The sequence below is a fragment of the Streptomyces sp. NBC_00094 genome (assembly GCF_026343125.1).
Taxonomy (GTDB): Bacteria; Actinomycetota; Actinomycetes; order Streptomycetales; family Streptomycetaceae; genus Streptomyces.
The window spans coordinates 4849900-4876116 of record NZ_JAPEMB010000001.1 but is presented as its reverse complement, the minus strand read 5'-3'; the positions used below and the strand labels follow the sequence as shown (position 1 = coordinate 4876116).

Annotated in this window: 37 protein-coding genes; 3 read left to right on the top strand and 34 right to left on the bottom strand. The window is 67.9% G+C overall.

The window, feature by feature from the left end; genetic code table 11:
- Positions 1-30 precede the first annotated feature (30 nt).
- The 3 genes from OG580_RS21725 to OG580_RS21715 form a co-directional block, all read right to left on the bottom strand.
- Positions 31-399, bottom strand: coding sequence for a holo-ACP synthase (locus OG580_RS21725; protein ID WP_267045326.1), 369 nt, complete (start codon positions 397-399; stop codon positions 31-33).
- Between the two features lie 7 nt (positions 400-406).
- On the bottom strand, positions 407-2254 hold the full coding sequence (gene glmS, locus OG580_RS21720) for a glutamine--fructose-6-phosphate transaminase (isomerizing) (RefSeq protein WP_267045325.1): 1848 nt from the start codon (positions 2252-2254) through the stop codon (positions 407-409).
- Positions 2255-2363: 109 nt separating this feature from the next.
- Complete coding sequence (locus OG580_RS21715) at positions 2364-3122, bottom strand: hypothetical protein (protein WP_267045324.1); 759 nt, start codon at positions 3120-3122, stop codon at positions 2364-2366.
- 185 nt (positions 3123-3307) lie between these two features.
- Here OG580_RS21715 and coaA point away from each other — a divergent pair, with 185 nt between their 5' ends.
- Both coaA and OG580_RS21705 read left to right on the top strand, forming a co-directional pair.
- Positions 3308-4336 (top strand): type I pantothenate kinase, encoded by a 1029-nt coding sequence (gene coaA, locus OG580_RS21710; RefSeq protein ID WP_267045323.1) that lies wholly within the window; start codon positions 3308-3310, stop codon positions 4334-4336.
- An 18-nt stretch (positions 4337-4354) separates the two neighbouring features.
- Positions 4355-5302 (top strand): DUF389 domain-containing protein, encoded by a 948-nt coding sequence (locus OG580_RS21705; RefSeq protein WP_267045322.1) that lies wholly within the window; start codon positions 4355-4357, stop codon positions 5300-5302.
- A 90-nt stretch (positions 5303-5392) separates the two neighbouring features.
- On the opposite strand, the gene glmM is transcribed toward OG580_RS21705, so the two are convergent.
- The 4 genes from glmM to OG580_RS21685 form a co-directional block, all read right to left on the bottom strand.
- On the bottom strand, positions 5393-6751 hold the full coding sequence (gene glmM / locus OG580_RS21700) for a phosphoglucosamine mutase (protein ID WP_267045321.1): 1359 nt from the start codon (positions 6749-6751) through the stop codon (positions 5393-5395).
- Between the two features lie 146 nt (positions 6752-6897).
- A complete protein-coding gene (rpsI, locus tag OG580_RS21695) occupies positions 6898-7410 on the bottom strand; it encodes a 30S ribosomal protein S9 (RefSeq protein ID WP_015035601.1) in 513 nt (170 codons plus the stop codon).
- A 44-nt stretch (positions 7411-7454) separates the two neighbouring features.
- The gene (gene rplM / locus OG580_RS21690; RefSeq protein WP_030318630.1) at positions 7455-7898 is read right to left on the bottom strand and encodes a 50S ribosomal protein L13; all 444 of its coding nucleotides are present in this window, start codon (positions 7896-7898) and stop codon (positions 7455-7457) included.
- Positions 7899-8124: 226 nt separating this feature from the next.
- Positions 8125-9747, bottom strand: a complete 1623-nt coding sequence (locus OG580_RS21685) for an ABC-F family ATP-binding cassette domain-containing protein (RefSeq protein WP_267045320.1) — start codon at positions 9745-9747, stop codon at positions 8125-8127.
- Positions 9748-9803: 56 nt separating this feature from the next.
- On the opposite strand from OG580_RS21685, the gene OG580_RS21680 reads away from it, so the two are divergent.
- A complete protein-coding gene (locus tag OG580_RS21680; RefSeq protein ID WP_267045319.1) occupies positions 9804-10790 on the top strand; it encodes a hypothetical protein in 987 nt (328 codons plus the stop codon).
- Here OG580_RS21680 and truA read toward each other — a convergent pair.
- The 27 genes from truA to rplB form a co-directional block, all read right to left on the bottom strand.
- Positions 10761-11618: a tRNA pseudouridine(38-40) synthase TruA gene (gene truA / locus OG580_RS21675; RefSeq protein ID WP_267045318.1), complete on the bottom strand. Its 858-nt coding sequence runs from the start codon at positions 11616-11618 to the stop codon at positions 10761-10763. The two genes, OG580_RS21680 and truA, sit on opposite strands and share 30 nt — an antisense overlap.
- Positions 11619-11696: 78 nt before the next feature.
- Complete coding sequence (gene rplQ / locus OG580_RS21670; RefSeq protein WP_267045317.1) at positions 11697-12164, bottom strand: 50S ribosomal protein L17; 468 nt, start codon at positions 12162-12164, stop codon at positions 11697-11699.
- 159 nt (positions 12165-12323) lie between these two features.
- Entirely contained in the window at positions 12324-13346 is a 1023-nt protein-coding gene (locus OG580_RS21665; protein ID WP_003966937.1) for a DNA-directed RNA polymerase subunit alpha, read from the bottom strand.
- A gap of 126 nt (positions 13347-13472) precedes the next feature.
- Positions 13473-13877, bottom strand: coding sequence for a 30S ribosomal protein S11 (gene rpsK, locus OG580_RS21660; protein ID WP_003956432.1), 405 nt, complete (start codon positions 13875-13877; stop codon positions 13473-13475).
- Positions 13878-13943: 66 nt separating this feature from the next.
- Positions 13944-14324, bottom strand: a complete 381-nt coding sequence (gene rpsM, locus OG580_RS21655; RefSeq protein ID WP_148005769.1) for a 30S ribosomal protein S13 — start codon at positions 14322-14324, stop codon at positions 13944-13946.
- Between the two features lie 205 nt (positions 14325-14529).
- A complete protein-coding gene (gene rpmJ / locus OG580_RS21650) occupies positions 14530-14643 on the bottom strand; it encodes a 50S ribosomal protein L36 (protein WP_003956441.1) in 114 nt (37 codons plus the stop codon).
- A 63-nt stretch (positions 14644-14706) separates the two neighbouring features.
- Entirely contained in the window at positions 14707-14928 is a 222-nt protein-coding gene (infA, locus tag OG580_RS21645; RefSeq protein ID WP_003956442.1) for a translation initiation factor IF-1, read from the bottom strand.
- 152 nt (positions 14929-15080) lie between these two features.
- On the bottom strand, positions 15081-15932 hold the full coding sequence (gene map, locus OG580_RS21640) for a type I methionyl aminopeptidase (RefSeq protein ID WP_267045316.1): 852 nt from the start codon (positions 15930-15932) through the stop codon (positions 15081-15083).
- 96 nt (positions 15933-16028) lie between these two features.
- On the bottom strand, positions 16029-16676 hold the full coding sequence (locus OG580_RS21635) for an adenylate kinase (RefSeq protein WP_267045315.1): 648 nt from the start codon (positions 16674-16676) through the stop codon (positions 16029-16031).
- Positions 16676-17995, bottom strand: coding sequence for a preprotein translocase subunit SecY (gene secY, locus OG580_RS21630; protein WP_267045314.1), 1320 nt, complete (start codon positions 17993-17995; stop codon positions 16676-16678). Before secY ends, OG580_RS21635 begins: the two co-directional genes overlap by 1 nt.
- A gap of 480 nt (positions 17996-18475) precedes the next feature.
- Positions 18476-18931 carry a 50S ribosomal protein L15 gene (gene rplO / locus OG580_RS21625; protein ID WP_030214036.1) on the bottom strand — a complete coding sequence of 152 codons (456 nt, stop codon included), beginning with the start codon at positions 18929-18931 and terminating at the stop codon, positions 18476-18478.
- Position 18932: 1 nt separating this feature from the next.
- Positions 18933-19115, bottom strand: coding sequence for a 50S ribosomal protein L30 (rpmD, locus tag OG580_RS21620; RefSeq protein WP_015035589.1), 183 nt, complete (start codon positions 19113-19115; stop codon positions 18933-18935).
- Positions 19115-19717: a 30S ribosomal protein S5 gene (gene rpsE, locus OG580_RS21615; protein WP_254372698.1), complete on the bottom strand. Its 603-nt coding sequence runs from the start codon at positions 19715-19717 to the stop codon at positions 19115-19117. The genes rpmD and rpsE overlap by 1 nt, the downstream gene beginning before the upstream one ends.
- A 45-nt stretch (positions 19718-19762) precedes the next feature.
- Positions 19763-20146 carry a 50S ribosomal protein L18 gene (gene rplR / locus OG580_RS21610; protein ID WP_056651228.1) on the bottom strand — a complete coding sequence of 128 codons (384 nt, stop codon included), beginning with the start codon at positions 20144-20146 and terminating at the stop codon, positions 19763-19765.
- A 3-nt stretch (positions 20147-20149) separates the two neighbouring features.
- Positions 20150-20689, bottom strand: a complete 540-nt coding sequence (gene rplF, locus OG580_RS21605; RefSeq protein ID WP_267045313.1) for a 50S ribosomal protein L6 — start codon at positions 20687-20689, stop codon at positions 20150-20152.
- 21 nt (positions 20690-20710) lie between these two features.
- Positions 20711-21109 (bottom strand): 30S ribosomal protein S8, encoded by a 399-nt coding sequence (gene rpsH / locus OG580_RS21600; protein WP_015035585.1) that lies wholly within the window; start codon positions 21107-21109, stop codon positions 20711-20713.
- Positions 21110-21331: 222 nt separating this feature from the next.
- Positions 21332-21517, bottom strand: coding sequence for a type Z 30S ribosomal protein S14 (locus OG580_RS21595; RefSeq protein WP_003948630.1), 186 nt, complete (start codon positions 21515-21517; stop codon positions 21332-21334).
- Between the two features lie 5 nt (positions 21518-21522).
- The gene (rplE, locus tag OG580_RS21590; RefSeq protein ID WP_267048073.1) at positions 21523-22080 is read right to left on the bottom strand and encodes a 50S ribosomal protein L5; all 558 of its coding nucleotides are present in this window, start codon (positions 22078-22080) and stop codon (positions 21523-21525) included.
- Positions 22077-22388, bottom strand: a complete 312-nt coding sequence (gene rplX / locus OG580_RS21585) for a 50S ribosomal protein L24 (protein WP_267045312.1) — start codon at positions 22386-22388, stop codon at positions 22077-22079. Before rplX ends, rplE begins: the two co-directional genes overlap by 4 nt.
- Positions 22389-22390: 2 nt before the next feature.
- Entirely contained in the window at positions 22391-22759 is a 369-nt protein-coding gene (rplN, locus tag OG580_RS21580; RefSeq protein ID WP_003956455.1) for a 50S ribosomal protein L14, read from the bottom strand.
- Positions 22760-22886: 127 nt separating this feature from the next.
- Positions 22887-23168, bottom strand: a complete 282-nt coding sequence (rpsQ, locus tag OG580_RS21575; RefSeq protein ID WP_030318650.1) for a 30S ribosomal protein S17 — start codon at positions 23166-23168, stop codon at positions 22887-22889.
- Positions 23168-23392, bottom strand: a complete 225-nt coding sequence (rpmC, locus tag OG580_RS21570; protein WP_017239580.1) for a 50S ribosomal protein L29 — start codon at positions 23390-23392, stop codon at positions 23168-23170. The genes rpsQ and rpmC overlap by 1 nt, the downstream gene beginning before the upstream one ends.
- A complete protein-coding gene (gene rplP, locus OG580_RS21565; protein WP_015035580.1) occupies positions 23392-23811 on the bottom strand; it encodes a 50S ribosomal protein L16 in 420 nt (139 codons plus the stop codon). The genes rpmC and rplP overlap by 1 nt, the downstream gene beginning before the upstream one ends.
- Before the next feature lie 5 nt (positions 23812-23816).
- Positions 23817-24665, bottom strand: a complete 849-nt coding sequence (rpsC, locus tag OG580_RS21560) for a 30S ribosomal protein S3 (protein WP_017239578.1) — start codon at positions 24663-24665, stop codon at positions 23817-23819.
- Entirely contained in the window at positions 24665-25012 is a 348-nt protein-coding gene (gene rplV, locus OG580_RS21555) for a 50S ribosomal protein L22 (protein ID WP_056552397.1), read from the bottom strand. The genes rpsC and rplV overlap by 1 nt, the downstream gene beginning before the upstream one ends.
- A gap of 42 nt (positions 25013-25054) precedes the next feature.
- Positions 25055-25336: a 30S ribosomal protein S19 gene (gene rpsS / locus OG580_RS21550; RefSeq protein WP_024755409.1), complete on the bottom strand. Its 282-nt coding sequence runs from the start codon at positions 25334-25336 to the stop codon at positions 25055-25057.
- Positions 25337-25348: 12 nt separating this feature from the next.
- On the bottom strand, positions 25349-26185 hold the full coding sequence (gene rplB / locus OG580_RS21545; protein WP_030318653.1) for a 50S ribosomal protein L2: 837 nt from the start codon (positions 26183-26185) through the stop codon (positions 25349-25351).
- Between the last annotated feature and the right edge of the window lie 32 nt (positions 26186-26217).

The following is a 26217-nucleotide window of genomic DNA, read 5'->3' as shown; positions in this document are numbered from 1 at the left end:
GGGCCCCGGGCCACACGCACCACATCGACCTCACCCCTCGGCGATCACCACCGCCGAGGCCACCCCCGCGTCATGGCTCAGCGAGACGTGCCAGTGCTTCACGCCCAGCTCCGCCGCCCGCGCCGCCACCGTCCCGCGCACCCGCAGGCGCGGCTGCCCGGTGCCCTCGACGTACACCTCGGCGTCCGTCCAGTGCAGTCCGCCCGGCGCGCCGAGCGCCTTCGCCAGCGCCTCCTTCGCGGCGAACCGCACCGCGAGCGAGGCCACCCCGCGCCGATCGCCGCTCGGGAGCAGCAGCTCCCCCTCGACGAAGAGGCGCTGGAGCAGCCCCGGTGTGCGCTCGATCGACGCGGCGAAACGGTCGATCTCCGCCACGTCGATCCCCACCCCAATGATCATTTCCCACTCACTCCACGGTCACCGACTTGGCCAGGTTGCGCGGCTGGTCGACCTCGTTGCCCCGCGCGGTGGCGAGCTCGCAGGCGAAGACCTGGAGCGGCACCGTGGAGACCAGCGGCTGGAGCAGCGTAGGCGTCGCCGGGATCCTGATGAGGTGGTCGGCGTACGGGACGACGGCCTCGTCGCCCTCCTCCGCGATCACGATGGTCCGGGCACCGCGCGCCCGGATCTCCTGGATGTTGGAGACGATCTTGTCGTGGAGGACCGAGCGGCCCTTGGGCGAGGGCACCACGACGACGACCGGCAGGTCCTCCTCGATGAGCGCGATCGGCCCGTGCTTGAGCTCTCCGGCGGCGAAGCCCTCGGCGTGCATGTACGCGAGCTCCTTGAGCTTCAGCGCGCCCTCCAGGGCCACCGGGTAGCCGACGTGCCGGCCGAGGAAGAGGACGGTGTCCTTGTGGGCGAGCGAGCGGGCGAGGGCCCGGACGGGCTCCATCGTCTCCAGGACGCGCTCGACCTCGTCGCCGATGCGGGCGAGCTCGCGGACGACGGCGTGGATCTCGTCGCCCCACTTGGTGCCGCGCACCTGCCCGAGGTAGAGGGCGAGCAGATAGCAGGCGACGAGCTGCGTCAGAAAGGCCTTGGTCGACGCGACGGCGACCTCGGGCCCGGCGTGCGTGTAGAGCACGGCGTCGGACTCCCGCGGGATCGTCGACCCGTTGGTGTTGCAGACGGCGAGCACCTTGGCGCCCTGCTCGCGGGCGTGCCGGAGCGCCATCAGGGTGTCCATGGTCTCGCCGGACTGGGAGATCGCGATGACCAGGGTCTTCTGGCCGAGGATCGGGTCCCGGTAGCGGAACTCGCTGGCGAGCTCGACCTCGCAGGGGATGCGGGTCCAGTGCTCGATGGCGTACTTGGCGATCATCCCGGCGTGGAAGGCGGTGCCGCAGGCGATGATGACGATCTTGTCGGCCTCGCGGAGCACGGCGTCGGGGATGCGTACCTCGTCGAGGGTGAGCCGGCCGGCTCCGTCGATCCGCCCGAGGAGGGTGTCGGCGACGGCCTTGGGCTGCTCGGCGATCTCCTTGAGCATGAAGTAGTCGTAGCCGCCCTTCTCGGCGGCGGAGGCGTCCCAGTCGACGTGGAAGGCCCGTACGTCGGCGGGCACCCCGTCGAAGTCGGTGACGGTGACGGCGTCCCTGGTGAGCTCGACGACCTGGTCCTGGCCGAGTTCGATCGCCGAGCGGGTGTGGGCGATGAAGGCGGAGACGTCGGAGGCGAGGAAGTTCTCGCCCTCGCCGACGCCGACGACGAGCGGGGAGTTCCGGCGGGCGCCGACGACGACGTCGGGCTGGTCGGCGTGGACGGCGACCAGGGTGAAGGCCCCGTCGAGCCGGCGGCAGACGAGCCGCATGGCCTCGGCGAGGTCCCCGGCGGAGGAGAACTCCTCGGCGAGGAGGTGGGCGACGACCTCGGTGTCGGTCTCGGAGAGCAGGTCGTGGCCGCGTTCGGCGAGTTCGGCGCGCAGGGCGGCGAAGTTCTCGATGATGCCGTTGTGGACGACGGCGACGCGCCCGGCGTTGTCCAGGTGGGGGTGGGCGTTGACGTCGGTCGGCCCGCCGTGGGTGGCCCAGCGGGTGTGTCCGATGCCCACGGAACCGCCGGCCAGCGGCCGGTCCACGAGCTCCTTCTCCAGGTTGACGAGCTTGCCCGCCTTCTTGGCCGCGGCGAGACCTCCGTCGGAGAGCACCGCGACACCGGCCGAGTCGTAGCCCCGGTATTCGAGCCTCTTGAGGCCCGCGACCACCACATCAAGCGCCGACTGCCCGCCGACGTATCCCACGATTCCGCACATGGGGAAAGCCTAGGGCGGAAGGGGGCCGGAAGGCCGGAGTTCGGCGGCCGCGCGTCGGCGGCCGAACTCCGGCCTTCCGGCCCCTGGAGGGTGATGTCGAAGGGTGGTGTCAGCCGAGCTTGGCGACCTGCGCGTCGACGATGGTCTTCGGCAGGGCCTTGACCGTGCCGCCGAAGCTGAGCGTGGAGAACGTCGCCAGGGTGTTGCCCTGCCGGAGGACGACCAGCTTGGTGACGAACGGCTCCCCGTCCACGTCCGTGGTGACCGTCCAGGCGAGCGACTCCTCACCGGCGGCCAGCGTCTCCGGGGCGACCTTGAGGATCTTCGTCTTCTCGCCGCCGCCGATCAGCGTGAAACCGCCGGCGCAGTCGGTGCCGGCCGTCTTCAGCGAGGCGAAGGCCTCCTGGGCGCCCTGCCCCTCGTACGAGCCGAGCGTCACGCTCGTCACCGGAGCGGCCAGCGCTCCCAGGGCCTCCTCCGGCGAGGCCGTGGCCCCTTCGGTCTTCGGCAGCTCGATGGCCTTGCGCGTCGCGGTCGCGCCCGGCTTCCCGGTGGAGACGAACGACATGGCATCGGCGAGCGGCTTGCAGGTCGGCTTGTCGGTGGAGATCGCGTCGGCCGGGACGACGTCCGCGGGCTTGGCCTTCTGGACCTGGTGGCCCGGCAGGTCGGCCTGCTCGACGAGCAGCTTCTCCAGCTCGGCGGCGGACAGCGCCTTCGCGGCGGGCGCGCTGCTCGTGGCGGAGGCGCTGGGAGCGGCCTCCTTCCCGGCGCCCTTGCCCTCGCCGTCGCTCTTCTCCCCGCCACCGCACGCGGTGACGAGCAGCGCGAGCGAGACGGCGGTGGCGGCGACGGCGGCGCTTCTCATGGACGTACGCATCGGTGGTGACTCTCTGCTTCTCTTCGTGCCGCCAGGCGGCGGCTCCCCCCGCGTGAAGATCAGAGAACACGCGGCATCAGCATGATCACCTCAGAGCGGCGATCGGACAACGACTTTTGTCGCGTGACCGACCCCACGGCCCACGGACGCCCTCGACCCCCGACAATGGCGGGGTGATCACTTCGCCGCCACGAAGCACCAACGGAGAAGGCCCCCGGAACGGAGACGGCCACCGGAACGGCAACGGCCACCGCCGTCCCTCCGAGGCGACCCCGTACGTCGACTTCACCCGAGCCGAGTGGAGTGCGCTCCGCGACAAGACTCCGCTCCCCCTCAGCGCCGACGAGGTCGAGCGGCTCCGCGGCCTCGGGGACGTCATCGACCTCGACGAGGTCCGCGACGTCTACCTCCCGCTGTCCCGGCTGCTCAACCTGTACGTCCAGGCCACCAGCGGCCTCCGCGGCGCCCTCAACACCTTCCTCGGCGAGAGCGCGGAGCAGCGCGGCACCCCCTTCGTCATAGGAGTCGCCGGTTCGGTCGCCGTCGGCAAGTCGACGGTCTCCCGACTCCTCCAGGCCCTCCTCGCCCGCTGGCCGGAGCACCCGCGCGTGGAGCTGGTGACCACGGACGCCTTCCTCTACCCGATGGAGGAGCTGAAGGCGCGCGGGCTCATGTCCCGCAAGGGCTTCCCCGAGTCGTACGACCGCCGGGCGCTCACCCGGTTCGTCGCGGACATCAAGGCGGGCAAGGAGGAGGTCACGGCCCCGGTCTACTCGCACCTGATCTACGACCGCGTGCCCGGCGAGCGGCTCGCCGTCCGCCGCCCCGACATCCTCATCGTGGAGGGGCTGAACGTCCTCCAGCCGGCCCTGCCCGGCAAGGACGGCCGCACCCGCGTCGGTCTCGCCGACTACTTCGACTTCTCGGTGTACGTGGACGCGCGGCCCGAGGACATCGAGCGCTGGTACCTCAACCGCTTCCGCAAGCTGCGCGACACCGCGTTCCAGGACCCGTCCTCGTACTTCCGGCGGTACACGCAGGTCTCCGAGGAGGAGGCCTTCGACTACGCCCGCACGATGTGGCGGACCATCAACAAGGTCAACCTCCTGGAGAACGTGGCGCCCACGCGCGGCCGGGCGACCCTCGTCGTCCGCAAGGGCCCGGACCACAAGGTGCAGCGGCTGAGCCTCCGCAAGCTCTGACCTCCGTAAGCTCTCCGCATGCTGCATCTCCGGATGATCGTTCCGCCCGACCTCACCCCGGCCGCCGTCGACCTGATCGACTCGACGGTCGGCACGACGCACCTGGTCGTACTGCCGGGCGCGGCCCGGAACCCGGCCGGTGACGTCGTCATGTGCGACGTGGCCCGTGAGGCCGGCCATGAACTCCTCAACGGGCTGCGCGGGCTGAAGATCGATCAGGACGGCTCGATCGCCGTCGAGGACATCGACCTGTCCCTCTCCAAGCGCGCGGACGCGGCCGAGAAGGAGGCCCCGGGCGAGCCCGCGGACGCGGTGATCTGGGAGCAGCTGGCGGGGGCGACGCACGAGGAGTCGACGCTCTCGATCACGTACAGCGCCTTCATGATCCTGGCGACGATGATCGCGGCCTGCGGTGTCGTCCTGGACAACGCGATCCTGATCGTGGGCGCGATGGCGGTCGGCCCGGAGTTCGGCCCGCTCGCCGGGGTCTGTACGGCGGTGGTGCAGCGCGCGCCGAAACTGGCGGCGCGCTCGTTGATCGCGCTGGTGGTCGGCTTCGCGGCGGCGATCGCGGCCACGACGGTGTTCAGCCTGGGGATGGACGCACTGGGCCTGTTCAGCAAGGACCAACTGGACGCGGACCGCCCCAACACCAGCTTCGTCTGGCAGCCGGACCCGTTCTCCTTCGTCGTGGCGCTGCTCGCGGGCGTGGCCGGCACGCTCTCGCTCACCTCCTCCAAGTCGGGCCTCCTGGTGGGCGTCGCGATCTCGGTGACGACGATCCCGGCGGGCGCGAACGCGGCGGTGGCGCTCAGCTACGGCGATGTGGGCCAGATGTGGGGCTCGATCGAGCAGCTGGCGCTCAACCTCTTCGGCATCATGCTGGCCGGAGTGCTGACGCTGTACGGGCAGAAGCTGCTGTGGCGCACCCAGCGCGGCCGCTGGCGACGCGCCCCGAAGCTCTGACGGCACCCGGAAGAACGAGGAGGCCCCGTCGCGCCCGGAGTCCGGGCGCGACGGGGCCTCCCCCGTGTGCATGACGGTGCTTCAGAAAGGCTATCCCAGCGCGGACTTCACGACGTCCGCCAGGCGCTGCGCGACCGCGCGGGCCTGCTCGATGTCCGCGGCCTCGACCATGACGCGGACCAGCGGCTCGGTGCCGGAGGGGCGCAGCAGGACACGGCCGGTGGCGCCGAGCTCCTGCTCGGCGGCGGTGACGGCGGCGGCGAGGTCGCCGGAGGTCGTCACCCGGGACTTGTCGACGTCCGGGACGTTGATGAGGATCTGCGGGAGGCGCTCCATCACACCGGCGAGGTCCGCGAGGGACGTGCCGGTGGCGGCGATCCGGGCGGCCAGCATCAGGCCGGTGAGGGTGCCGTCGCCGGTGGTGGCGTGGTCGAGCACGATGACGTGCCCGGACTGCTCGCCGCCGAGCGCGTAGCCGTGCTCCTTCATGGACTCCAGGACGTAGCGGTCGCCGACCGCGGTCTGGACGAGGTTCATGCCCTCGCGCTCCATGGCGAGCTTGAAGCCCAGGTTGGACATGACGGTCGCGACGACGGTGTCACCGCGCAGCGTGCCGGCCTCGCGCATGGCGAGGGCGAGCACGGCGAGGATCTGGTCGCCGTCGACCTCGTTGCCCGCGGCGTCCACGGCGAGGCAGCGGTCGGCGTCGCCGTCGTGGGCGATGCCGAGGTCGGCGCCGTGCTCGACGACGGCGGCGCGGAGCAGGCCCAGGTGGGTGGAGCCGCAGCCGTCGTTGATGTTGAGGCCGTCGGGCTCGGCACCGATGGTGACGACCTCGGCGCCGGCCCGGACGAAGACCTCGGGGGAGACGCGGGCGGCGGCGCCGTGGGCCTCGTCGAGGACGACCTTGAGACCGTCGAGACGGTTGGGCAGGACGGCGAGGAGGTGGGAGACGTACGTCTCGAAGCCCTCGTCGTACTCGCGGACGCGGCCGACGCCGGCACCGGTCGGGCGCGCCCAGGGAGCGCCGGTGCGGTGCTCCTCGTACACGGACTCGATGCGGTCCTCGAGGTCGTCGGCGAGCTTGTGGCCGCCGCGGGCGAAGAACTTGATGCCGTTGTCGGGCATCGCGTTGTGGCTGGCGGAGAGCATCACGCCGAGGTCGGCACCGAGGACGCCGGTGAGGTGGGCCACGGCGGGGGTGGGGAGGACGCCGACGCGCAGCACGTCGACACCGGCGCTGGCGAGACCCGCCACGACGGCCGCTTCCAGGAACTCTCCCGACGCGCGCGGGTCCCGTCCGACCACGGCGGTCGGCCGGTGGCCCTCGAAGGTGCCCGCTTCGGCCAGCACGTGCGCCGCCGCGACCGAGAGACCGAGCGCCAGCTCCGCCGTCAGGTCCGCGTTGGCGACGCCGCGCACGCCGTCCGTGCCGAAGAGTCGTCCCACAGCTGTCCTCCGAAAATACGTGCCCAAGCCGATGAAAGATGAACGTGATGATGAAGGTGAAGGTGAAAAAGGCTATGAAAAAACGTACGCCCCGACGGCACGGGCAGTGCCGCCGGGGCGTACGAGAACAGTCCGAGCAGGCGTGATTAACGCTTGCTGTACTGCGGGGCCTTACGGGCCTTCTTGAGACCGGCCTTCTTGCGCTCGACCGCACGGTCGTCGCGGGAGAGGAAGCCGGCCTTCTTCAGCGCCGGGCGGTTGTTCTCGACATCCGCCTCGTTCAGCGCACGGGCCACACCGAGGCGCAGGGCGCCGGCCTGGCCGGAGACACCGCCACCCGCGATGCGGGCGATGACGTCGTAGCGGTTGTCGAGCTCGAGCACCTTGAAGGGCTCGTTGACTTCCTGCTGGTGCACCTTGTTGGGGAAGTAGTCCTCAAGGGTGCGACCGTTGATCTTCCACTTGCCGGTGCCCGGAACGATCCGGACGCGGGCGATGGCGTTCTTGCGACGGCCCAGGCCGGCGGCCGGCTGCGGGTCGCCGAAGCGGGACGCGAGCGACTCGGAGGTGTACTCACCCTCGACGAGCTCGGTCTCGGTGGTGTACTCCTCAACGCCCTCGAACTCGTCGACGGGGGTCTCGGGGGTGGTCTCGGCCACGATGCTCCTCAGATTTCTTTCGTTCTTAGGGGGTGTGGCCGGAACTACTGCGCGACCTGGGTGATCTCGAACGGGACCGGCTGCTGCGCAGCGTGCGGGTGGTTCTCGCCCGCGTAGACCTTCAGCTTCGAGATCATCTGACGGCCCAGGGTGTTCTTGGGGATCATGCCCTTGATGGCCTTCTCGACGGCCTTCTCGGGGTTCTTGGAGAGCAGCTCGTCGTAACGGACGGAGCGCAGACCACCCGGGAAGCCAGAGTGGCGGTACGCCAGCTTCTGGGTCTTCTTGTTGCCGGACAGGTGGACCTTGTCAGCGTTGATGATGATGACGAAGTCGCCCATGTCCATGTGCGGGGCGTACACCGGCTTGTGCTTGCCTCGGAGGAGGTTCGCAGCCGTGGTCGCGAGACGGCCCAGGACGATGTCCTGCGCGTCGATGATGTGCCACTGGCGAGTGACATCGCCGGGCTTGGGGCTGTACGTACGCACTTCGTAGCCTTCGCTTCTTCAGTGGATGGAGTCCAGACACACCTGAAGCGATCATGCAGCTGGGGCCTGCACTGCCGGGACACCGCCCGTATGCGAGCCACTGGTAACTGCTCCAGGGAACCTGCGTAAGAGCCCTTCGCGTGAGCGCGACGGAGCCAATACGCATAACAAACCGCAACACTACCCGCGCCACCCCCGACGGGTCAAAACGCCGCGAGACACCAGGTCAGCGCGCCCGCTCGACCCGCCGCTCGTCCCACACCGGCTCCGACGTCTCCCGAACGACCCCGTCCGACCCGAACACCAGGAACCGGTCGAAGCTCTTCGCGAACCACCGGTCATGCGTCACCGCGAGAACCGTGCCGTCATACGTCTCCAGACCGTCCTGGAGCGCCTCGGCCGACTCCAGGTCCAGGTTGTCCGTCGGCTCGTCGAGGAGCAGCGCCGTCGTCCCCGCCAGCTCCAGGAGCAGGATCTGGAAGCGGGCCTGCTGCCCACCGGAGAGCTTGTCGAAGGGCTGGTCGCCCTGGCGCTCCAGCTCGTACCGCCGCAGCATCGACATCGCCCCGCCCCGGTCCTTGGCGTGCTCCGTCCACAGGATGTCGACGAGCGGCCGCCCGGTCAGCTCCGGGTGCGCGTGGGTCTGCGCGAAGTGCCCGGGCACGACCCGCGCGCCCAGCTTCCAGTCGCCCGTGTGGGCGACCGACGGGTCCCCCGCGAGCAGCCGCAGGAAGTGCGACTTCCCGGAGCCGTTCGACCCGAGGACCGCGACCCGCTCCCCGTAGAAGATCTCCAGCGAGAACGGCTTCATGAGACCGGTCAGCTCAAGGTTCTCGACGGTCACGGCCCGCACACCGGTCCGGCCGCCGCGCAGCCGCATCCGGATGTCCTGCTCGCGCGGCGGCTCCGGCGGCGGCCCCGCCTCCTCGAACTTCCGCAGCCGGGTCTGCGCCGCCGCGTACCGCGAGGCCATGTCGTGGCTGACCGACGCCGCCTGCCGCAGGTTGAGCACGAGCTTCTTCAGCTGGGCGTGCTTCTCGTCCCAGCGCCGCTTCAGCTCCTCGAAGCGGGCGAACCGCTCGCGCCGGGCCTCGTGGAAGGTGGCGAAGCCGCCACCGTGCACCCACACGTCCGAGCCGGCCGGGCCGGGCTCGACCGCGACGATCTTCTGGGCACCCCGGGAGAGCAGCTCGCGGTCGTGGGAGATGAAGAGCACGGTCTTACGGGTCTCCCGCAGCCGCTCCTCCAGCCACCGCTTGCCGGGCACGTCGAGGTAGTTGTCCGGCTCGTCCAGGAGCAGGACCTCGTCGGGGCCGCGCAGCAGGTACTCCAGGACCAGCCGCTTCTGCTCGCCGCCGGAGAGCGTCCGCACCTCCCGGAACTGGGCCTTCTCGTACGGGACGCCGAGCGCCGCCATGGTGCAGATGTCCCAGAGGGTCTCGGCCTCGTACCCCTGCACCTCGGCCCAGTCGCTGAGGGCCTGCGCGTACGCCATCTGCGCGGCCTCGTCGTCGACCGTCATGATCAGGTGCTCGGCCTTGTCGACCGCCTTCGCGGCCTCCCGGATCCGCGGCTGCGCCACCGAGACCAGCAGGTCACGGACGGTGGACTCGTCCCGCACGGAGCCGACGAACTGCGGCATCACACCGAGGCCGCCGCTGACGGTGACGGAGCCGCCGTGCGGCTGGAGCTCCCCGGAGATCAGCCGGAGCAGCGTGGTCTTTCCGGCGCCGTTGGCCCCGACGAGGGCGACGACCGCGCCCTCCCCCACGCGGAAGGAGGCGTCCCCGAGCAGGACCCGCCCGTCCGGAAGGTAGTACTCAAGATGTGCGGCCTCGACATGTCCCATGGAGTGCATTGTCACCGCACGCATCCCCTTCGCCCAACCGGATTAGGATGCGCGGCATGAGCTTCGGGGGACCGCAGTGGCCGCAAGAGCCGCAGCAGCAGGGTCAGCAGGGTCAGCAGGGATACGGACAGCAGTACGGCGGGCAGCCGGGCTACGGACAGCAGCAGCAGCCCGCGTACGGACAGCAGCAGCCTTCCGGGTACGGGCAGCAGCAGCCGAACCCCTTCCCCGGCGCGCAGGGCGGCGGACCGACCCCCGACTGGGGCGCCCTCGCCGACGCCTCCGCCAGCCGCGGCCGCCGCAAGCGCTGGCTGATGATCGGCGGCGGGGTGCTGGCCACCCTCGCGGTGGGCGCGATCGTCGCCACGGCCGTCGTGACCACGAACAAGACGGACGACGAGGCGAAGAACGGCGGGGTCCCGACCGTCACGGTCTCCCCCACCGGCTCCCCCACCCCCGAGCCGACGTTCTCCTCGGTGGCGCCGCCGCCCCCGCCGAACCCGAAGGACTACATCTCGGACCCGAAGAAGGACACGGCCCCGATCAGCGCGGAGGGCCTCTTCCCGGGCAAGAAGCTGACCATGGACGGCCGCCTGTACAAGAAGGGCGCGACCGCCACCACCACGAACTGCGCGGCGGCCGTCCAGGGCGGTCTCGGCACCGTCCTCAAGAAGCACGGCTGCCAGAAGGTCCTGCGCGCCACCTACGTGAAGGACGGCGTGGCGATCACCGTCGGCGTGGCCGTCTTCCCCTCCGAGGCGGCGGCCACCAAGGCGAAGGCCCAGGCCACCGGCGGCATCGCGCCGCTCGCGGGGGCGGGCGTGCGTGAGTTCTGTCACGGCACGATCTGCCTGCGCCGGGCGAACTCGGTCGGCCGCTACGCCTACTTCACCCAGGCCGGCTTCGCCAACGGCAAGAAGGTCACCAAGGCCGACAAGCCCGTCTTCCAGGCCAGCGACGACCTCGGCACCTTCGCCTTCAACCAGATCTACGCCCGCGGCCGCACCCAGGCGTCAGCAGCAGCCAACGCTCCCGGGGAGTGACCGCTTGTTGCGAGCCTCCTTGCTGCGGGCGGCGAGCAGCGCGTCCTCCGGGTAGCCGACCTCTTCGAGGGTGAGGCCGTGCGGCCGTACGACGTGGACGGCCGAGTCCCGCACCCCGGCGGCGAGCACCTTGCCGGGCCAGTCGACCGGCCGGTGGCCGTCGCCGACGAAGAGCAGGGCGCCGACGAGCGAGCGGACCATGTTGTGGCAGAAGGCGTCCGCCTTCACGGTCGCTTCGAGGATGCCGTCGGGCCGCCGCTCCCAGCGCAGCACCTGCAGGGTGCGGATGGTCGTGGCGCCCTCGCGCTTCTTGCAGTACGCGGCGAAGTCGTGCTCGCCGACGAGCGCGGTCGCGGCCTCGTTCATGGCGTCCATGTCCAGGGGCCAGTCGTGCCACAGGACGTGCCCGCGCAGCAGCGGGTCGACGCCTCCGGGGTTGTCGGTGACCCGGTAGGCGTAGCGGCGCCAGATCGCCGAGAAGCGGGCGTTGAAGCCGCTGGGGGCCTCGGCGACGGACCAGATCCGTACGTCGTGGGAGAGCCGGCCCGCGAGTCGCCTGAGCAGCTTGTCCCGGTGCTCCTCCCACAGCTCGACGGGCAGGTCGACGTGGGCGACCTGGCCACGGGCGTGCACCCCGGAGTCGGTCCGGCCGGCGACGGTCAGCTCGTACGTCTCCGTGGAACGCGTCACGGTCCGCAGCGCGGCCTCGATCTCGCCCTGCACGGTGCGCCGCCCCAGGGGCTGCTTGGCCCAGCCGGAGAAGTCCTTGCCCTCGTACGAAAGATCAAGGCGTACTCGTACGAACCCGTCCTGCACGTCATCGCTCACGCGGGAATCCTCTCAAACACACGGGAGCGGGCCCGCACCCCAGGGGGTACGGGCCCGCACAAGAGAAACGAAAAACGCTTACGCGTCCTTCGACTCCTCGGCCGGAGCCTCAACGGCGGCCGCGTCGGCCTCCTTGACGGCGCGCACGGTGGCGGCCTCGGCCTCGGCGACGGTCGCCTTCTTGGCGATCTCGCCCTCGACCAGCTCGATCACGGCCATCGGGGCGTTGTCGCCACGACGGTTGCCGATCTTGGTGATGCGGGTGTAGCCACCGGGACGCTCCGAGTAACGCGGGGCGATCTCCGTGAAGAGGGTGTGGACGATGCCCTTGTCGGTGATCGTCTGCAGCACCAGGCGACGGTTGTGGATGTCGCCCTTCTTCGCCTTGGTGATCAGGCGCTCGGCGACGGGGCGCAGGCGGCGGGCCTTGGCCTCGGTCGTCGTGATGCGGCCGTGCTCGAAGAGGGACTTCGCCAGGTTGGCGAGCAGCAGACGCTCGTGAGCGGCGCTGCCACCGAGACGAGCACCCTTGGCGGGACGCGGCATGGTGTTTCTCCTAGTGATCTGCACCGGCCGTATGAGGTACCGGTGTCAGTGTCCGAGCGGGCGGTCGCCCGTCGAAGACCCCGCGCCCCTAGGGGCGCGGGGAACTGCGCGGCCGGCCGAAACCGGCCCGCAGAGGTCGATCGATCCTCGGGAAGAGGATCAGTACTGCTCGGTCTCCACGAAACCGGCGTCCGCGTCGTCGTCGGCGCCGAAGGCGTCCGCGGCGGCGGTCGGGTCGAATCCGGGCGGCGAGTCCTTCAGCGCGAGGCCCATACCGGCCAGCTTCGCCTTGACCTCGTCGATCGACTTCGCACCGAAGTTGCGGATGTCGAGCAGGTCCGCCTCGGAGCGCGCCACGAGCTCACCCACGGAGTGGATGCCCTCGCGCTTGAGGCAGTTGTACGAACGAACGGTGAGCTCGAGCTCCTCGATCGGCAGCGCCAGATCGGCGGCGAGCGCGGCGTCCGTCGGGGACGGGCCCATGTCGATGCCCTCGGCGTCGATGTTGAGCTCGCGCGCCAGACCGAACAGCTCGACCAGGGTCTTGCCGGCGGACGCCATGGCGTCACGCGGGCGCATGGCCTGCTTGGTCTCGACGTCGACGATCAGCTTGTCGAAGTCGGTGCGCTGCTCGACACGGGTCGCCTCGACCTTGTACGTGACCTTGAGCACCGGCGAGTAGATGGAGTCGACCGGAATACGACCGATCTCCTGGCCCACCTGCTTGTTCTGCACGGCGGAGACGTAGCCGCGACCGCGCTCGACGGTCAGCTCCATCTCCAGCTTGCCCTTGCCGTTGAGCGTGGCGAGGACGAGGTCGGGGTTGTGCACCTCGACACCGGCCGGGGGCGCGATGTCGGCGGCGGTGACCAGACCCGGGCCCTGCTTGCGCAGGTACATCACGACCGGCTCGTCGTGCTCCGAGGAGACGACCAGCTGCTTGATGTTGAGGATGAGGTCGGTGACGTCCTCCTTGACACCCGGCACGGTGGTGAACTCGTGCAGGACGCCGTCGATGCGGATGCTGGTGACAGCGGCACCCGGGATCGAGGAGAGGAGGGTACGGCGGAGGGAGTTGCCGAGGGTGTAACCGAAGCCCGGCTCCAGCGGCTCGATCACGAACCGGGAGCGGAACTCGTCGACGACCTCTTCGGTCAGCGACGGACGCTGAGCGATCAGCATGTCTCTATGTCCTTCATTCGTGGACGCCCACTATTTGACGCCCGACGGGATCTAGCACCTACAAGGGTACGGGCGGCACGGTCCGAAGAGCCGTACCGCCCGAAGCCTGTGTCAAGCAGCCGTGCGTCAGACGCGGCGGCGCTTGGGGGGACGGCAGCCGTTGTGCGGCGTGGGGGTGACGTCCTGGATCGAACCGACCTCGAGGCCCGTGGCCTGGAGGGAACGGATCGCGGTCTCGCGGCCGGAGCCCGGACCCTTGACGAAGACGTCAACCTTGCGCATGCCGTGCTCCTGCGCGCGGCGAGCGGCCGACTCGGCGGCCATCTGCGCGGCGAACGGGGTCGACTTGCGCGAGCCCTTGAAGCCGACGTGGCCGGCGGAGGCCCAGGAGATCACGTTGCCCGAGGGGTCCGTGATCGAGACGATCGTGTTGTTGAACGTGCTCTTGATGTGCGCGTGGCCGTGAGCGACGTTCTTCTTTTCCTTGCGGCGCACCTTCTTGGCAGCGCCCTGACGACCCTTGGGGGGCATCTATTACTCCTACGGGAGGTGGTCGGTCCTACAGCGAAGACCGCTTGGTCAAGCGTCCGCTGAGGACTACTTCTTGCCCGGCTTCTTCTTGCCGGCGATGGCGCGACGCGGGCCCTTGCGGGTACGAGCGTTCGTGCTGGTGCGCTGACCGCGAACGGGCAGGCCACGACGGTGGCGCAGACCCTGGTAGCAGCCGATCTCGACCTTGCGGCGGATGTCGGCGGCGATCTCGCGGCGGAGGTCACCCTCGGTCTGGAGGTTGGCGTCCACGTACTCACGGATCTTGACGAGGTCTTCCTCGGCAAGGTCACGGACACGGGTGGACGGGTCCACGCCGGTGGAGGCGAGGATCTCCTCGGACCGGGTACGCCCGATGCCGAAGACGTAGGTGAGTGCGACCACCACACGCTTTTCGCGCGGGATGTCAACACCGGAAACGCGTGCCATTCAATGGCTCCTGTGTTCTCGGGGGTCTGCTGCAGAACCAATCCCGACCGCCGACCGCCCTGGATTCAGGGAGGTGGTACGACCGGGTCCCCGGCCCCCGCCGGAGGTGCCGTCAGCCGTGGAACACGACCGGACGGGCTCTGCGTATGTACGTACTGCTATGCGTCGCGCGAAGAACTGCGAAATGCAGGTCGGTCGGCGTGCGTCAGCCCTGGCGCTGCTTGTGGCGCAGGTTGTCGCAGATGACCATGACCCGGCCGTGACGGCGGATCACCTTGCACTTGTCGCAGATCTTCTTGACGCTCGGCTTGACCTTCATGGGATGTGAGGTTCTCCGGGTCAGTGCCATCACCGCGCGCGAGGCGCGAGGTGCGGGCAAGATCTACTTGTACCGGTAGACGATCCGGCCACGCGTCAGGTCGTACGGAGAGAGCTCCACGACGACCCGGTCGTCCGGAAGGATTCGGATGTAGTGCATCCGCATCTTGCCGGAGATGTGCGCGAGGACCTTGTGACCGTTCTGGAGCTCCACCTTGAACATGGCGTTCGGGAGGGACTCGATCACGGTGCCCTCGATTTCGATGGCACCTTGCTTCTTGGCCACGCTTCGCCTTTCGAATCGGCTACCTTGATCGACTCTCGCCGCCGTATGCGGACACACGGGTACACGAGAGCCGACACATCAGTCTACGTCAGGCCCCTGGAAAAGACGAATCCGGGAAGTTTGCCCACAGTAGAAGATCATTAAGCGAACGGCTACGCGAGCGGGTCCGGCGCCGCGACGACGCCCAGCTCCGCCAGCTTCGCCTTGCCGCCGTCGACCGCGGTCAGGACCAGCGGGCCCTCCTCGGTGAGGGCGATCGAGTGCTCCCAGTGGGACGACCAGGTGCCGTCGGTCGTGATGACCGTCCAGTCGTCCTTGAGGACCTCCGTCGCGGGGGTACCCAGGGAGACCATCGGCTCGATCGCCAGGCAGAGGCCGGGGACCAGCTTCGGGCCCTTGCCGCGCTTGCGGGAGACGTAGTTCAGCAGGTGCGGGTCCATGTGCATCTCGGTGCCGATGCCGTGGCCGCCGTAGTCCTCGATGATCCCGTACCGGCCGAGGCTGTGGTCGCCGACCGCCGGCCGCGGCTGCCGCTTGATGTACGTCTCGATGGCCTTCGAGATGTCCACGAGCCGGTTGCCGAGCTTCATCGCCGCGATGCCCGCCCACATCGACTCCTCGGTCACCCGGGAGAGCTCCACGAGCTCGGGCGCGTGCCCGGTGCCCACGAAGGCCGTGTACGCCGCGTCACCGTGCCAGCCGTCGACGATCGCGCCCGCGTCGATGGAGATGATGTCGCCGTCCTTGAGGACGGTCTTCTCGTCCGGGATGCCGTGGACGACGACCTCGTTCACCGAGGTGCAGATGGTCGCGGGGAAGCCCCCGTAGCCGAGGAAGTTCGACTTCGCCCCGTGGTCCGCGATGACCTTCCGCGCGACCTCGTCCAGATCCCGGGTCGTCGCACCCGGCACCGCCGCCTCGCGGGTCGCCGCGTGGATGGCGGCGACGACCAGCCCTGCCTCACGCATCTTCGCGATCTGCTCCGGGGTCTTGATCTGCACCATCGTGGCGGGCCTTTCCTTGCGTGTACGCGGGGACAGAACAACGATACGGCCGCGGCGCCCCTCAAGGGCACCGCGGCCGTATCGAACGAACCGGGGTTACTTCTTCAGCGCGGCCATGGCCTTCGCCGTGACCTCGTCCACCTTGCCGAGCGCCGAGATCGTCACGACCAGGTTCTGCGCCCGGTAGTAGTCGATGATCGGCTCGGTCTGCGTGTGGTAGACCTCCAGGCGCCGGCGGACCGTGCCCTCGGAGTCGTCGTCACGCTGGTAGAGCTCGCCGCCGCAGACGTCGCAGACGCCCTCGGTCTTCGGCGGGGTGTACGTCACGTGGAAGACGTGCGCACTGTCGTTGCGGCAGATGCGGCGACCCGCGATCCGCTTCACGACCTCGTCCTCGGGGACCTCCAGGTCCAGGACCGCGTCCAGCTGCATGTCCTCGGCCTTCAGGACCACGTCCAGGGCCTCGGCCTGCGCCACGTTGCGGGGGAACCCGTCCAGCAGGAAGCCGTTCACGGCGTCCGACTGGGCCATCCGGTCCTTGGCCATCCCGATGGTCACCTCGTCGGGCACCAGGTCGCCGGCGTCCATGAAGGCCTTGGCCTTCAGACCCAGCTCCGTGCCCTGAGAGATGTTGGCGCGGAACAGGTCACCCGTGGAGATGTGCGGGATCTTCAGTTCCTTGGCAAGGAACGCGGCCTGCGTTCCCTTGCCCGCACCGGGCGGTCCGACGAGGACGATTCGCATCAGCGGAGGAACCCTTCGTAATTGCGCTGCTGGAGCTGGCTCTCGATCTGCTTCACGGTCTCCAGCCCCACACCCACGATGATGAGGATGCTCGTCCCACCGAAGGGGAAGTTGGCATTGGCGCCACCGAAGCCTGCCAACGCCATCGTCGGCACAAGAGCGATCAGACCCAAGTACAGCGAGCCCGGCCAAGTGATCCGGTTGAGCACGTAGCTCAGGTACTCGGCAGTAGGTCGACCAGCCCGGATACCCGGGATGAAGCCACCATACTTCTTCATGTTGTCGGCTACTTCCTCGGGGTTGAACGAGATCGCCACGTAGAAGAAGGCGAAGAACACGATCAGGAGGAAGTACGTGGCGATGTAGTAGGGGTGGTCACCCTTGACGAAGTGGGCTTCGATCCAGGTCTTCCACCCCGCGGTGGAGCTCGAGAACTGCGCGATCAAGGCCGGGATGTAGAGCAGCGACGACGCGAAGATGACAGGAATCACACCTGCCTGGTTCACCTTCAGCGGGATGTATGTGGACGTACCGCCGTAGGAACGTCGGCCGATCATCCGCTTCGCGTACTGCACCGGGATGCGGCGCTGCGCCTGCTCGACGAAGACCACGAGGGCCACCATCGCGAATCCGACGAGGATCACGGTGCCGAACTCGATCCAGCCGTCGGCGAGGTCGCCCTCGACCTTGATCTTCCACAGCGCGCCCGGGAAGCCGGCGGCGATCGAGATGAACATCAGGATCGACATGCCGTTACCGATGCCACGGTCGGTGACGAGCTCACCGAGCCACATGACGACGGCGGTGCCCGCGGTCATCGTGAGGACCATGGTGGCGATGGTGAAGATCGACTGGTCGGGTACGACCTGGTCGGCGACCACACAGCCGCTGAAGAGCGCACCGCTCTTGGCGGTGGCGACGAGACCGGTGCCCTGGAGGATGGCGAGAGCGATCGTCAGGTACCGGGTGTACTGCGTGATCTTCGCAGTACCCGCCTGCCCCTCCTTCTTGAGGGCCTCCAGGCGCGGGATCACGACGGTCAACAGCTGCAGGATGATGCTCGCCGTGATGTACGGCATGATGCCGAGCGCGAAGATCGTGATCTGCAGCAGCGCGCCGCCGCTGAACATGTTGACCAGACCGAACAGGCTGTTGTTGCCCTCGCTGGCCTGCTTGACACACTGCTGCACAGCCTCGTAGCTGACGCCGGGGACCGGGATGTGAGCCCCGAGGCGATACAGCACGATGATGGCCAGCGTGAAGAGCAGCTTCTTGCGCAGGTCGGGTGTCTTGAACGCCCGGGCGAACGCGGTGAGCACGGTGCCTCCTGCGACCCCCGCGTTACGCGCGTGAGGGTGACGGTTTGTATGTGAGCAGGTACAGAACACGGCAGCCGCAAGCCATAGGCGCAGACTGCCGGGGAAGCTATCAGCGGCTACCATACCCGCCCCTGCTGTCAGCGGGAAACGTCTCCGAGGCACGTCAACAGAGCAAAGGTCACAAGCGAACTCCGCGTATCGGACATCCCCCTTCCCTCACCCCGAAGACTGTTCGAAAGGTTCCGGACGGACCGGCCGAAACAGATCAGTCTCCGCGGCTCTCCCGGGAGGTTCGGAGAAGCGGCTCCGGCGTCCCCGCAGCCCCCGGAGTCCGTCACCTCCGGCGTCGGAGAGCTCCCCGGGGCGCCGTAGCGCCCGCGGACGGCCACGTACGCCCGAGTCCCGCGGGCGGGCACGCAAAAGAGCCTGGCCGGCTCCCCCGAAGGGGAACCGGCCAGGCTCTTAGCTGTCGACCGAGACTCAGACGAGCTCGGTGACGGTGCCACCAGCGGCGGCGATCTTCTCCTTGGCGGAGCCGGAGACGGCGTCAACCGTCACCTGCAGCGCCACGGTGATCTCGCCGGTGCCGAGCACCTTGACGAGCTGGTTCTTGCGAACCGCACCCTTGGCGACCAGATCGGCCACCGTAACCTCGCCACCCTGCGGGTAGAGCGCGGTGAGCTTGTCCAGGTTCACGACCTGGTACTCGGTGCGGAACGGGTTCTTGAAGCCCTTGAGCTTCGGCAGACGCATGTGGAGGGGCATCTGCCCACCCTCGAAGCGCTGCGGAACCTGGTAACGGGCCTTCGTACCCTTGGTACCACGACCGGCCGTCTTACCCTTCGACGCCTCACCACGACCCACACGGGTCTTCGCGGTCTTGGCGCCGGGGGCGGGACGGAGGTTGTGGGCCTTCAGCGGGCTGTTCTCCGCCATGTCAGTCAACCTCCTCGACCGTCACGAGGTGGCGGACGGTGTGCACCATGCCGCGGAACTCGGGACGATCCTCCTTGACAACCACGTCGTTGACCTTCTTGAGGCCAAGCGAGCGCAGGGTGTCGCGGTGGTTCTGCTTGCTGCCGATGTACGACTTCGTCTGCGTGACCTTGAGGCGAGCCATTAGGCACCCGCCCCAGCACGCGCACGGAGCAGAGCCGCGGGAGCGACGTCCTCGAGGGGCAGACCACGGCGAGCCGCGATCTCCTCGGGACGCTGCAGGCCCTTGAGGGCCGCCACGGTCGCGTGCACGATGTTGATCGCGTTGTCGGAGCCGAGCGACTTCGACAGGATGTCGTGAACGCCGGCGCACTCGAGCACGGCGCGCACCGGGCCACCGGCGATAACACCGGTACCGGGGGAAGCCGGCTTGAGCAGGACGACGCCCGCGGCCTTCTCGCCCTGGATCGGGTGAGGGATGGTGCCCTGGATGCGCGGAACCTTGAAGAAGTTCTTCTTGGCTTCCTCGACACCCTTGGCGATGGCCGCGGGAACTTCCTTGGCCTTGCCGTAACCGACACCTACGGTGCCGTCACCGTCGCCCACCACGACCAGCGCGGTGAAGCTGAAGCGGCGACCACCCTTGACAACCTTGGCGACGCGGTTGATCGCGACAACGCGCTCAACGTACGCGGTCTTCTCGGCGGCAGGGCCACCGTCGCGGCCCTTCCGGTCCCGCCGCTCGCCGCCACCGGCACCGCTACCGCGGCGCTGGGGTCCAGCCATTGGATTACCTCTCTCTGTTACGTCCGTTAGTCCCGGAACCGGGGCTTAGAACTTCAGCCCGGCTTCGCGGGCGGCGTCAGCCAGAGCGGCAATGCGCCCGGCGTACCTGTTGCCACCACGGTCGAACACGACAGCCTCGACACCGGCGGCCTTGGCGCGCTCGGCGACCAGGGAACCGACCTGCTTGGCCTGCGCGGACTTGTCACCCTCGCCGCCACGGATCGACGCGTCCAGGGTCGACGCAGACGCAAGGGTGTGACCCTTGAGGTCGTCGATGACCTGAGCGGTGATACCGCGGTTGGAACGCGTCACGACGAGGCGCGGACGCTCCGCCGTACCCGACACGTTCTTGCGGATGCGGATGTGGCGGCGCTTCTTGGCGGCGCCCTTGTAGGCGTCGCCCTTGGCGATCTTCACACCGTATGCCATGGCTTACTTACCAGCCTTTCCGACCTTGCGGCGGATGACCTCACCCGCATACTTCACGCCCTTGGCCTTGTAAGGGTCAGGCTTGCGAAGCTTGCGAATGTTGGCGGCGACCTCGCCGACCTTCTGCTTGTCGATGCCCTCGACCGAGAACTTGGTCGGCGACTCGACCTTGAACGAGATGCCCTCGGGCGCCTCGATCAGGATCGGGTGGCTGTAGCCGAGCTGGAACTCCAGGTTGGAGCCCTTCGCGGCAACGCGGTAACCGACACCGCTGATCTCGAGCGCCTTCACGTAACCCTGGGTCACACCGGTGATCATGTTGGCCACCAGCGTGCGGGACAGGCCGTGGAGGGCCTTGTTCTGACGCTCGTCGTTCGGGCGGTTGACGTTGAGCACGCCATCCTCGCCCTTAACGATCTCGATCGGAGCGGCGACGGTGTGGCTCAGGGTGCCCTTGGAACCCTTCACCGTGACCGTGCGGCCATCGATGGTGACGTCCACGCCGGCGGGAACCGGGATAGGCAGCTTGCCAATACGCGACATGAGCTTTCCTTCCTTTCCCGACTACCAGACGTAGGCGAGGACTTCCCCACCTACGCCCTTCTTGCCTGCCTGCTGGCCGGTCAGGAGGCCGTGGGACGTGGAGATGATCGCCACGCCCAGGCCGCCGAGAACCTTCGGCAGGTTGGTGGACTTCGCGTAAACCCGGAGACCGGGCTTCGAGATCCGCTTGATGCCCGCAATGGAGCGCTCACGGTTCGGACCGAACTTGAGCTCGAGGACGAGGTTCTTGCCGACCTCGGCGTCCTCGACCTTCCAGCCCGTGATGAAGCCCTCCTGCTGGAGGATTTCCGCGATGTGAGACTTGATCTTGCTGTGCGGCATCGTCACGGAGTCGTGGTATGCCGAGTTCGCGTTACGCAGACGAGTCAGCATGTCCGCGATCGGATCAGTCATGGTCATGAATTGGCCTTCGGCCTCTCTCGCCGGGGTTTCCTGTATGCGCCATCCCTCTCCCCACACAGGGGCGGGACGGGTGCGGCGCGGGGACCTACGGCGTAGTAAGTCGTACGGGCGGCGGACGCCCAACCCTCCTAGCCTAAGCCATGGAGAGATGGGCGGCCGCCAACCCAGTGCTTACCGAGAGTCTCTGGTCATTCCCAACGCCCAAAGGGCAGTGGGGAATTACCAGGAGCTCTTGGTCACGCCCGGCAGCTCGCCACGGTGAGCCATCTCACGGAGGCACACGCGGCACAGGCCGAACTTGCGGTACACGGAGTGGGGACGACCACAGCGCTGGCAGCGCGTGTAGCCACGCACGCCGAACTTAGGCTTGCGGGCAGCCTTCGCGATGAGAGCCTTCTTCGCCATCTCGCTTACGCCTCCTTGAAGGGGAAGCCGAGGTGACGGAGAAGGGCGCGGCCCTCAGCGTCGTTGGTCGCCGTGGTCACCACGGTGATGTCCATACCCCGGACACGGTCGATCTTGTCCTGGTCGATCTCGTGGAACATGACCTGCTCCGTGAGACCGAAGGTGTAGTTGCCACGCCCGTCGAACTGCTTGGGGGACAGACCACGGAAGTCGCGGATGCGCGGAAGCGCGAGCGACAGGGTGCGGTCCAGGAACTCCCACATGCGGTCGCCACGGAGGGTGACGTGCGCACCGATCGGCTGGCCCTCACGCAGCTTGAACTGCGCGATGGACTTACGGGCCTTGGTGACGGCCGGCTTCTGGCCGGTGATCGTGGTCAGGTCACGGACGGCACCGTCCATGAGCTTCGAGTCACGGGCGGCGTCGCCGACACCCATGTTGACCACGATCTTCACGAGGCCGGGAACCTGCATGACGTTCTCGTAGGAGAACTCCTCACGCAGCTTGCCCGCGATCTCCTCGCGGTACTTCGTCTTGAGACGCGGAGTGGTGGTAGCCATCAGATGTCCTCACCCGTCCGCTTGGCAACGCGGATCTTGTTGCCCTCGTCGTCGAAGCGGAAACCGACACGCGTGACGACCTTCTGGCCGTCCTTCTCCACGACCAGCTGGACGTTGGAGACGTGGACCGGAGCCTCGGTCGTGACGATGCCACCGGCCTGCGACGGGCCGGCCTTGGTGTGCTTCTTGACCCGGTTGACACCCTCGACGAGGACACGGTTCTCGCGCGGGAAGGCCGTGATGACCTTGCCCTGCTTGCCCTTGTCCTTACCGGTGATGACCTGGACCAGGTCGCCCTTCTTGATCTTCATGCTTACAGCACCTCCGGCGCGAGCGAGATGATCTTCATGAACTTCTTCTCGCGCAGCTCACGGCCGACCGGGCCGAAGATACGGGTGCCACGAGGGTCGCCGTCGTTCTTGAGAATGACAGCGGCGTTCTCGTCGAAGCGGATGTACGAGCCGTCCTGGCGGCGGCGCTCCTTGACGGTGCGAACGATGACCGCCTTGACGACGTCACCCTTCTTCACGTTGCCACCGGGGATCGCGTCCTTGACGGTGGCGACGATGACGTCACCGATGCCCGCGTAGCGGCGACCCGAGCCACCGAGAACACGGATGCAAAGGATCTCCTTGGCACCAGTGTTGTCGGCGACACGCAGTCGCGACTCCTGCTGGATCACGTCTATCTCCTGATTGTCTGCCGGTTCCCGGCAGGGGCACCGAAGTGCCCCTGCCGAGCCTGGCGGAACGAACTCGAAGGGTTACCCCTTCAAGCTGCGGTTACTGGATTTCGCTTGCGCGAAATGCCTACTTGGCCTTCTCGAGGATCTCGATGACGCGCCAGTGCTTCGTCGACGACAGCTTCCGGGTCTCCATCAGGAGGACGCGGTCACCGATGCCGGCAGCGTTCTGCTCGTCGTGAGCCTTGAGCTTGTTCGTACGGCGGATGACCTTGCCGTACAGCGCGTGCTTGACGCGGTCCTCGACAGCGACGACGACGGTCTTGTCCATCTTGTCGCTGACGACCAGGCCCTCGCGGACCTTGCGAGCGTTGCGCTCGGTCTTCTCAGTCACGTTGCTCTCGCTCATCAGGCGTTCTCCACCGTCTCGATGCCCAGCTCGCGCTCACGCATCAGGGTGTAGATCCGGGCGATGTCCTTACGGACGGACTTGAGCCGACCGTGGTTCTCGAGCTGGCCCGTCGCCGCCTGGAAGCGGAGGTTGAACAGCTCTTCCTTGGCCTCGCGGAGCTTGTTGAGAAGCTCCTCGTTGCCCAGCTCGCGCAGCTCGGACGCCTTGGTACCGGCCGACATCACAGCTCACCTGCCTCGCGCTTGACGATCTTGCACTTCATCGGCAGCTTGTGAGCCGCACGGGTCAGGGCCTCGCGCGCGATCTTCTCGTTCGGGTAGGACAGTTCGAACATCACCCGACCCGGCTTGACGTTCGCGATCCACCACTCCGGCGAACCCTTACCGGAACCCATGCGGGTCTCGGCAGGCTTCTTCGTGAGGGGGCGGTCCGGGTAGATGTTGATCCAGACCTTGCCGCCACGCTTGATGTGGCGGGTCATCGCGATACGAGCCGCCTCGATCTGGCGGTTGGTCACGTACGCCGGCGTGAGGGCCTGGATGCCGTACTCGCCGAACGCAACCTGCGTACCACCCTTGCTCATACCCGAGCGCTTGGGGTGGTGCTGCTTGCGGTGCTTGACCCTACGGGGGATCAGCATTTCGGTCAGGCCTCCGTTCCGGTGCTCTCAGCCGGAGCGGCAGCGGCGGCGGGAGCGTCGGCCTTGGGGGCCTCGGCAGCCGGCGCGGACTGCTGCTGCGGCTTGCGGCCGCGGCCGCCACGCTCGCCACCGCGGCCACCACGGCCGGCGGGACGGTCGCCAGCGCCGGCACCACGGGCCGGGCGGTTACCCGCACGGGCCGCAGCGTTCTCGGCGCGGACCTCGGCGATGTTCTTGACGTCGCCCTTGTAGATCCAGACCTTCACGCCGATGCGACCGAAGGTCGTCTTGGCCTCGAAGAAGCCGTAGTCGACGTTCGCGCGGAGCGTGTGCAGGGGCACACGGCCCTCGCGGTAGAACTCCGAGCGGGACATCTCGGCGCCGCCGAGGCGACCGCCGCACTGGATCTTGATGCCCTTGGCGCCGGCCTTCATCGTGCCCTGCATGCTCTTACGCATGGCGCGACGGAAGGAGACGCGGGAGGAGAGCTGCTCGGCAACGGCCTGAGCAACCAGCTGAGCGTCCATCTCGGGGTTCTTGACCTCGAGGATGTTCAGCTGGACCTGCTTGCCCGTGAGCTTCTCGAGGTCACCGCGGATGCGGTCGGCCTCGGCGCCACGGCGGCCGATGACGATGCCGGGACGCGCGGTGTGGATGTCCACCCGCACGCGGTCACGGGTGCGCTCGATCTCAACCTTCGAGATGCCGGCGCGCTCCATGCCGGACGTCATCATCCGACGGATGGCGACGTCTTCCTTGACGTAGTCCTTGTACAGCTTGTCGGCGTACCAACGGGACTTGAAGTCCGTGGTAATGCCGAGCCGGAACCCATGCGGGTTAACCTTCTGGCCCATTACCGGGTTCCTTCCTTGCTGCTGACGACCACGGTGATGTGGCTGGTCCGCTTACGGATCCGGTAGGCACGGCCCTGAGCACGCGGACGGAACCGCTTCAGGGTCGGGCCCTCATCCACAAACGCCTCGCTGATGACCAGCGAAGAGGCGTCCGTGTGGTCGTAGTTGTGTGCAGCGTTGGCAATGGCGCTGTCAAGCACCTTGCCAACCGGCACGCTCGCGGCCTGCGGGGCGAAACGCAGGACCGCCTGAGCCTCCGTGGCGTCCATGCCACGGATAAGGTCCACCACGCGGCGGGCCTTCATGGGCGTGACGCGGATGTACCGCGCCTGGGCCCTGGCTTCCATGGTTGTCCTTCCAGTGTCTGTCATGGTCATTCCACCCCGCTACTAGCGGCGCTTCGACTTCCGGTCGTCCTTCACGTGACCCCGGAAGGTGCGCGTCGGCGAGAACTCGCCGAGCTTGTGGCCGACCATCGACTCGGTGACAAACACCGGAATGTGGGTCTTGCCGTTGTGCACCGCGATCGTGTGGCCGAGCATGGCCGGGATGATCATCGAGCGACGGGACCAGGTCTTGATGACGTTCTTGGTACCGGCTTCGTTCTGTACGTCCACCTTCTTTACGAGGTGTCCGTCGACGAAGGGTCCCTTCTTGAGACTGCGCGGCATCTAAACCCGCTCCTAGCGCTTCTTGTTCGTCTTGCGGCGGCGGACGATGTACTTGCTCGAAGCCTTCTTCGGCGAGCGAGTACGACCCTCCTTCTGACCCCACGGGGAGACCGGGTGGCGACCACCGGAGGTCTTACCCTCACCACCACCGTGCGGGTGGTCCACCGGGTTCATCGCCACACCGCGAACGGTCGGGCGAACGCCCAGCCAGCGCTTACGGCCGGCCTTGCCCCAGTTGATGTTCGACTGCTCGGCGTTGCCGACCTCGCCGATGGTGGCGCGGCAGCGGGCGTCGACGAGACGGATCTCACCGGACGGCATACGAAGGTGGGCCATCGTGCCCTCCTTCGCCAGCAGCTGCACGGAGGCACCAGCGGAGCGCGCGAACTTGGCGCCGCCACCGGGACGGAGCTCGATCGCGTGGATCGTGGTACCGACCGGGATGTTGCGGAGAGCCAGGTTGTTGCCGGGCTTGATGTCAGCGCCGGGGCCGTTCTCGACGCGGTCACCCTGCGTCAGACCCTTGGGGGCGATGATGTAGCGCTTCTCGCCGTCCACGTAGTGGAGCAGCGCGATGCGCGCCGTGCGGTTCGGGTCGTACTCGATGTGCGCGACCTTCGCCGGCACGCCGTCCTTGTCGTGACGACGGAAGTCGATCACCCGGTAGGCGCGCTTGTGGCCGCCACCCTGGTGTCGAACCGTGATCCGACCGGTGTTGTTACGGCCGCCCTTGCTGTGCAGGGGGCGGACCAGCGACTTCTCCGGCGTGGACCGCGTGATCTCGACGAAGTCGGCTACGGAAGAGCCACGACGGCCCGGCGTAGTCGGCTTGTACTTGCGGATTCCCATTTCTCAGTCCTCGTCCGATTCCGGACGATCCA

Bases quoted from the DNA above. Each gene is read 5' to 3' on its own strand.
- OG580_RS21725 (WP_267045326.1), bottom strand. From the start codon at position 399: ATGATCATTGGGGTGGGGATCGACGTGGCGGAGATCGACCGTTTCGCC.
- glmS (WP_267045325.1), bottom strand. From the start codon at position 2,254: ATGTGCGGAATCGTGGGATACGTCGGCGGGCAGTCGGCGCTTGATGTG.
- OG580_RS21715 (WP_267045324.1), bottom strand. From the start codon at position 3,122: ATGAGAAGCGCCGCCGTCGCCGCCACCGCCGTCTCGCTCGCGCTGCTC.
- OG580_RS21705 (WP_267045322.1), top strand. From the start codon at position 4,355: ATGCTGCATCTCCGGATGATCGTTCCGCCCGACCTCACCCCGGCCGCC.
- OG580_RS21685 (WP_267045320.1), bottom strand. From the start codon at position 9,747: ATGGGACATGTCGAGGCCGCACATCTTGAGTACTACCTTCCGGACGGG.
- OG580_RS21680 (WP_267045319.1), top strand. From the start codon at position 9,804: ATGAGCTTCGGGGGACCGCAGTGGCCGCAAGAGCCGCAGCAGCAGGGT.
- rplQ (WP_267045317.1), bottom strand. From the start codon at position 12,164: ATGCCGCGTCCCGCCAAGGGTGCTCGTCTCGGTGGCAGCGCCGCTCAC.
- OG580_RS21665 (WP_003966937.1), bottom strand. From the start codon at position 13,346: ATGCTGATCGCTCAGCGTCCGTCGCTGACCGAAGAGGTCGTCGACGAG.
- rpsK (WP_003956432.1), bottom strand. From the start codon at position 13,877: ATGCCCCCCAAGGGTCGTCAGGGCGCTGCCAAGAAGGTGCGCCGCAAG.
- rpsM (WP_148005769.1), bottom strand. From the start codon at position 14,324: ATGGCACGCGTTTCCGGTGTTGACATCCCGCGCGAAAAGCGTGTGGTG.
- rpmJ (WP_003956441.1), bottom strand. From the start codon at position 14,643: ATGAAGGTCAAGCCGAGCGTCAAGAAGATCTGCGACAAGTGCAAGGTG.
- map (WP_267045316.1), bottom strand. From the start codon at position 15,932: ATGGTGCAGATCAAGACCCCGGAGCAGATCGCGAAGATGCGTGAGGCA.
- OG580_RS21635 (WP_267045315.1), bottom strand. From the start codon at position 16,676: ATGCGAATCGTCCTCGTCGGACCGCCCGGTGCGGGCAAGGGAACGCAG.
- rplO (WP_030214036.1), bottom strand. From the start codon at position 18,931: ATGGCGGAGAACAGCCCGCTGAAGGCCCACAACCTCCGTCCCGCCCCC.
- rpmD (WP_015035589.1), bottom strand. From the start codon at position 19,115: ATGGCTCGCCTCAAGGTCACGCAGACGAAGTCGTACATCGGCAGCAAG.
- rpsE (WP_254372698.1), bottom strand. From the start codon at position 19,717: ATGGCTGGACCCCAGCGCCGCGGTAGCGGTGCCGGTGGCGGCGAGCGG.
- rplR (WP_056651228.1), bottom strand. From the start codon at position 20,146: ATGGCATACGGTGTGAAGATCGCCAAGGGCGACGCCTACAAGGGCGCC.
- rplF (WP_267045313.1), bottom strand. From the start codon at position 20,689: ATGTCGCGTATTGGCAAGCTGCCTATCCCGGTTCCCGCCGGCGTGGAC.
- rpsH (WP_015035585.1), bottom strand. From the start codon at position 21,109: ATGACCATGACTGATCCGATCGCGGACATGCTGACTCGTCTGCGTAAC.
- OG580_RS21595 (WP_003948630.1), bottom strand. From the start codon at position 21,517: ATGGCGAAGAAGGCTCTCATCGCGAAGGCTGCCCGCAAGCCTAAGTTC.
- rplX (WP_267045312.1), bottom strand. From the start codon at position 22,388: ATGAAGATCAAGAAGGGCGACCTGGTCCAGGTCATCACCGGTAAGGAC.
- rpsQ (WP_030318650.1), bottom strand. From the start codon at position 23,168: ATGAGCGAGAGCAACGTGACTGAGAAGACCGAGCGCAACGCTCGCAAG.
- rpmC (WP_017239580.1), bottom strand. From the start codon at position 23,392: ATGTCGGCCGGTACCAAGGCGTCCGAGCTGCGCGAGCTGGGCAACGAG.
- rplP (WP_015035580.1), bottom strand. From the start codon at position 23,811: ATGCTGATCCCCCGTAGGGTCAAGCACCGCAAGCAGCACCACCCCAAG.
- rpsC (WP_017239578.1), bottom strand. From the start codon at position 24,665: ATGGGCCAGAAGGTTAACCCGCATGGGTTCCGGCTCGGCATTACCACG.
- rplV (WP_056552397.1), bottom strand. From the start codon at position 25,012: ATGGAAGCCAGGGCCCAGGCGCGGTACATCCGCGTCACGCCCATGAAG.
- rpsS (WP_024755409.1), bottom strand. From the start codon at position 25,336: ATGCCGCGCAGTCTCAAGAAGGGACCCTTCGTCGACGGACACCTCGTA.
- rplB (WP_030318653.1), bottom strand. From the start codon at position 26,185: ATGGGAATCCGCAAGTACAAGCCGACTACGCCGGGCCGTCGTGGCTCT.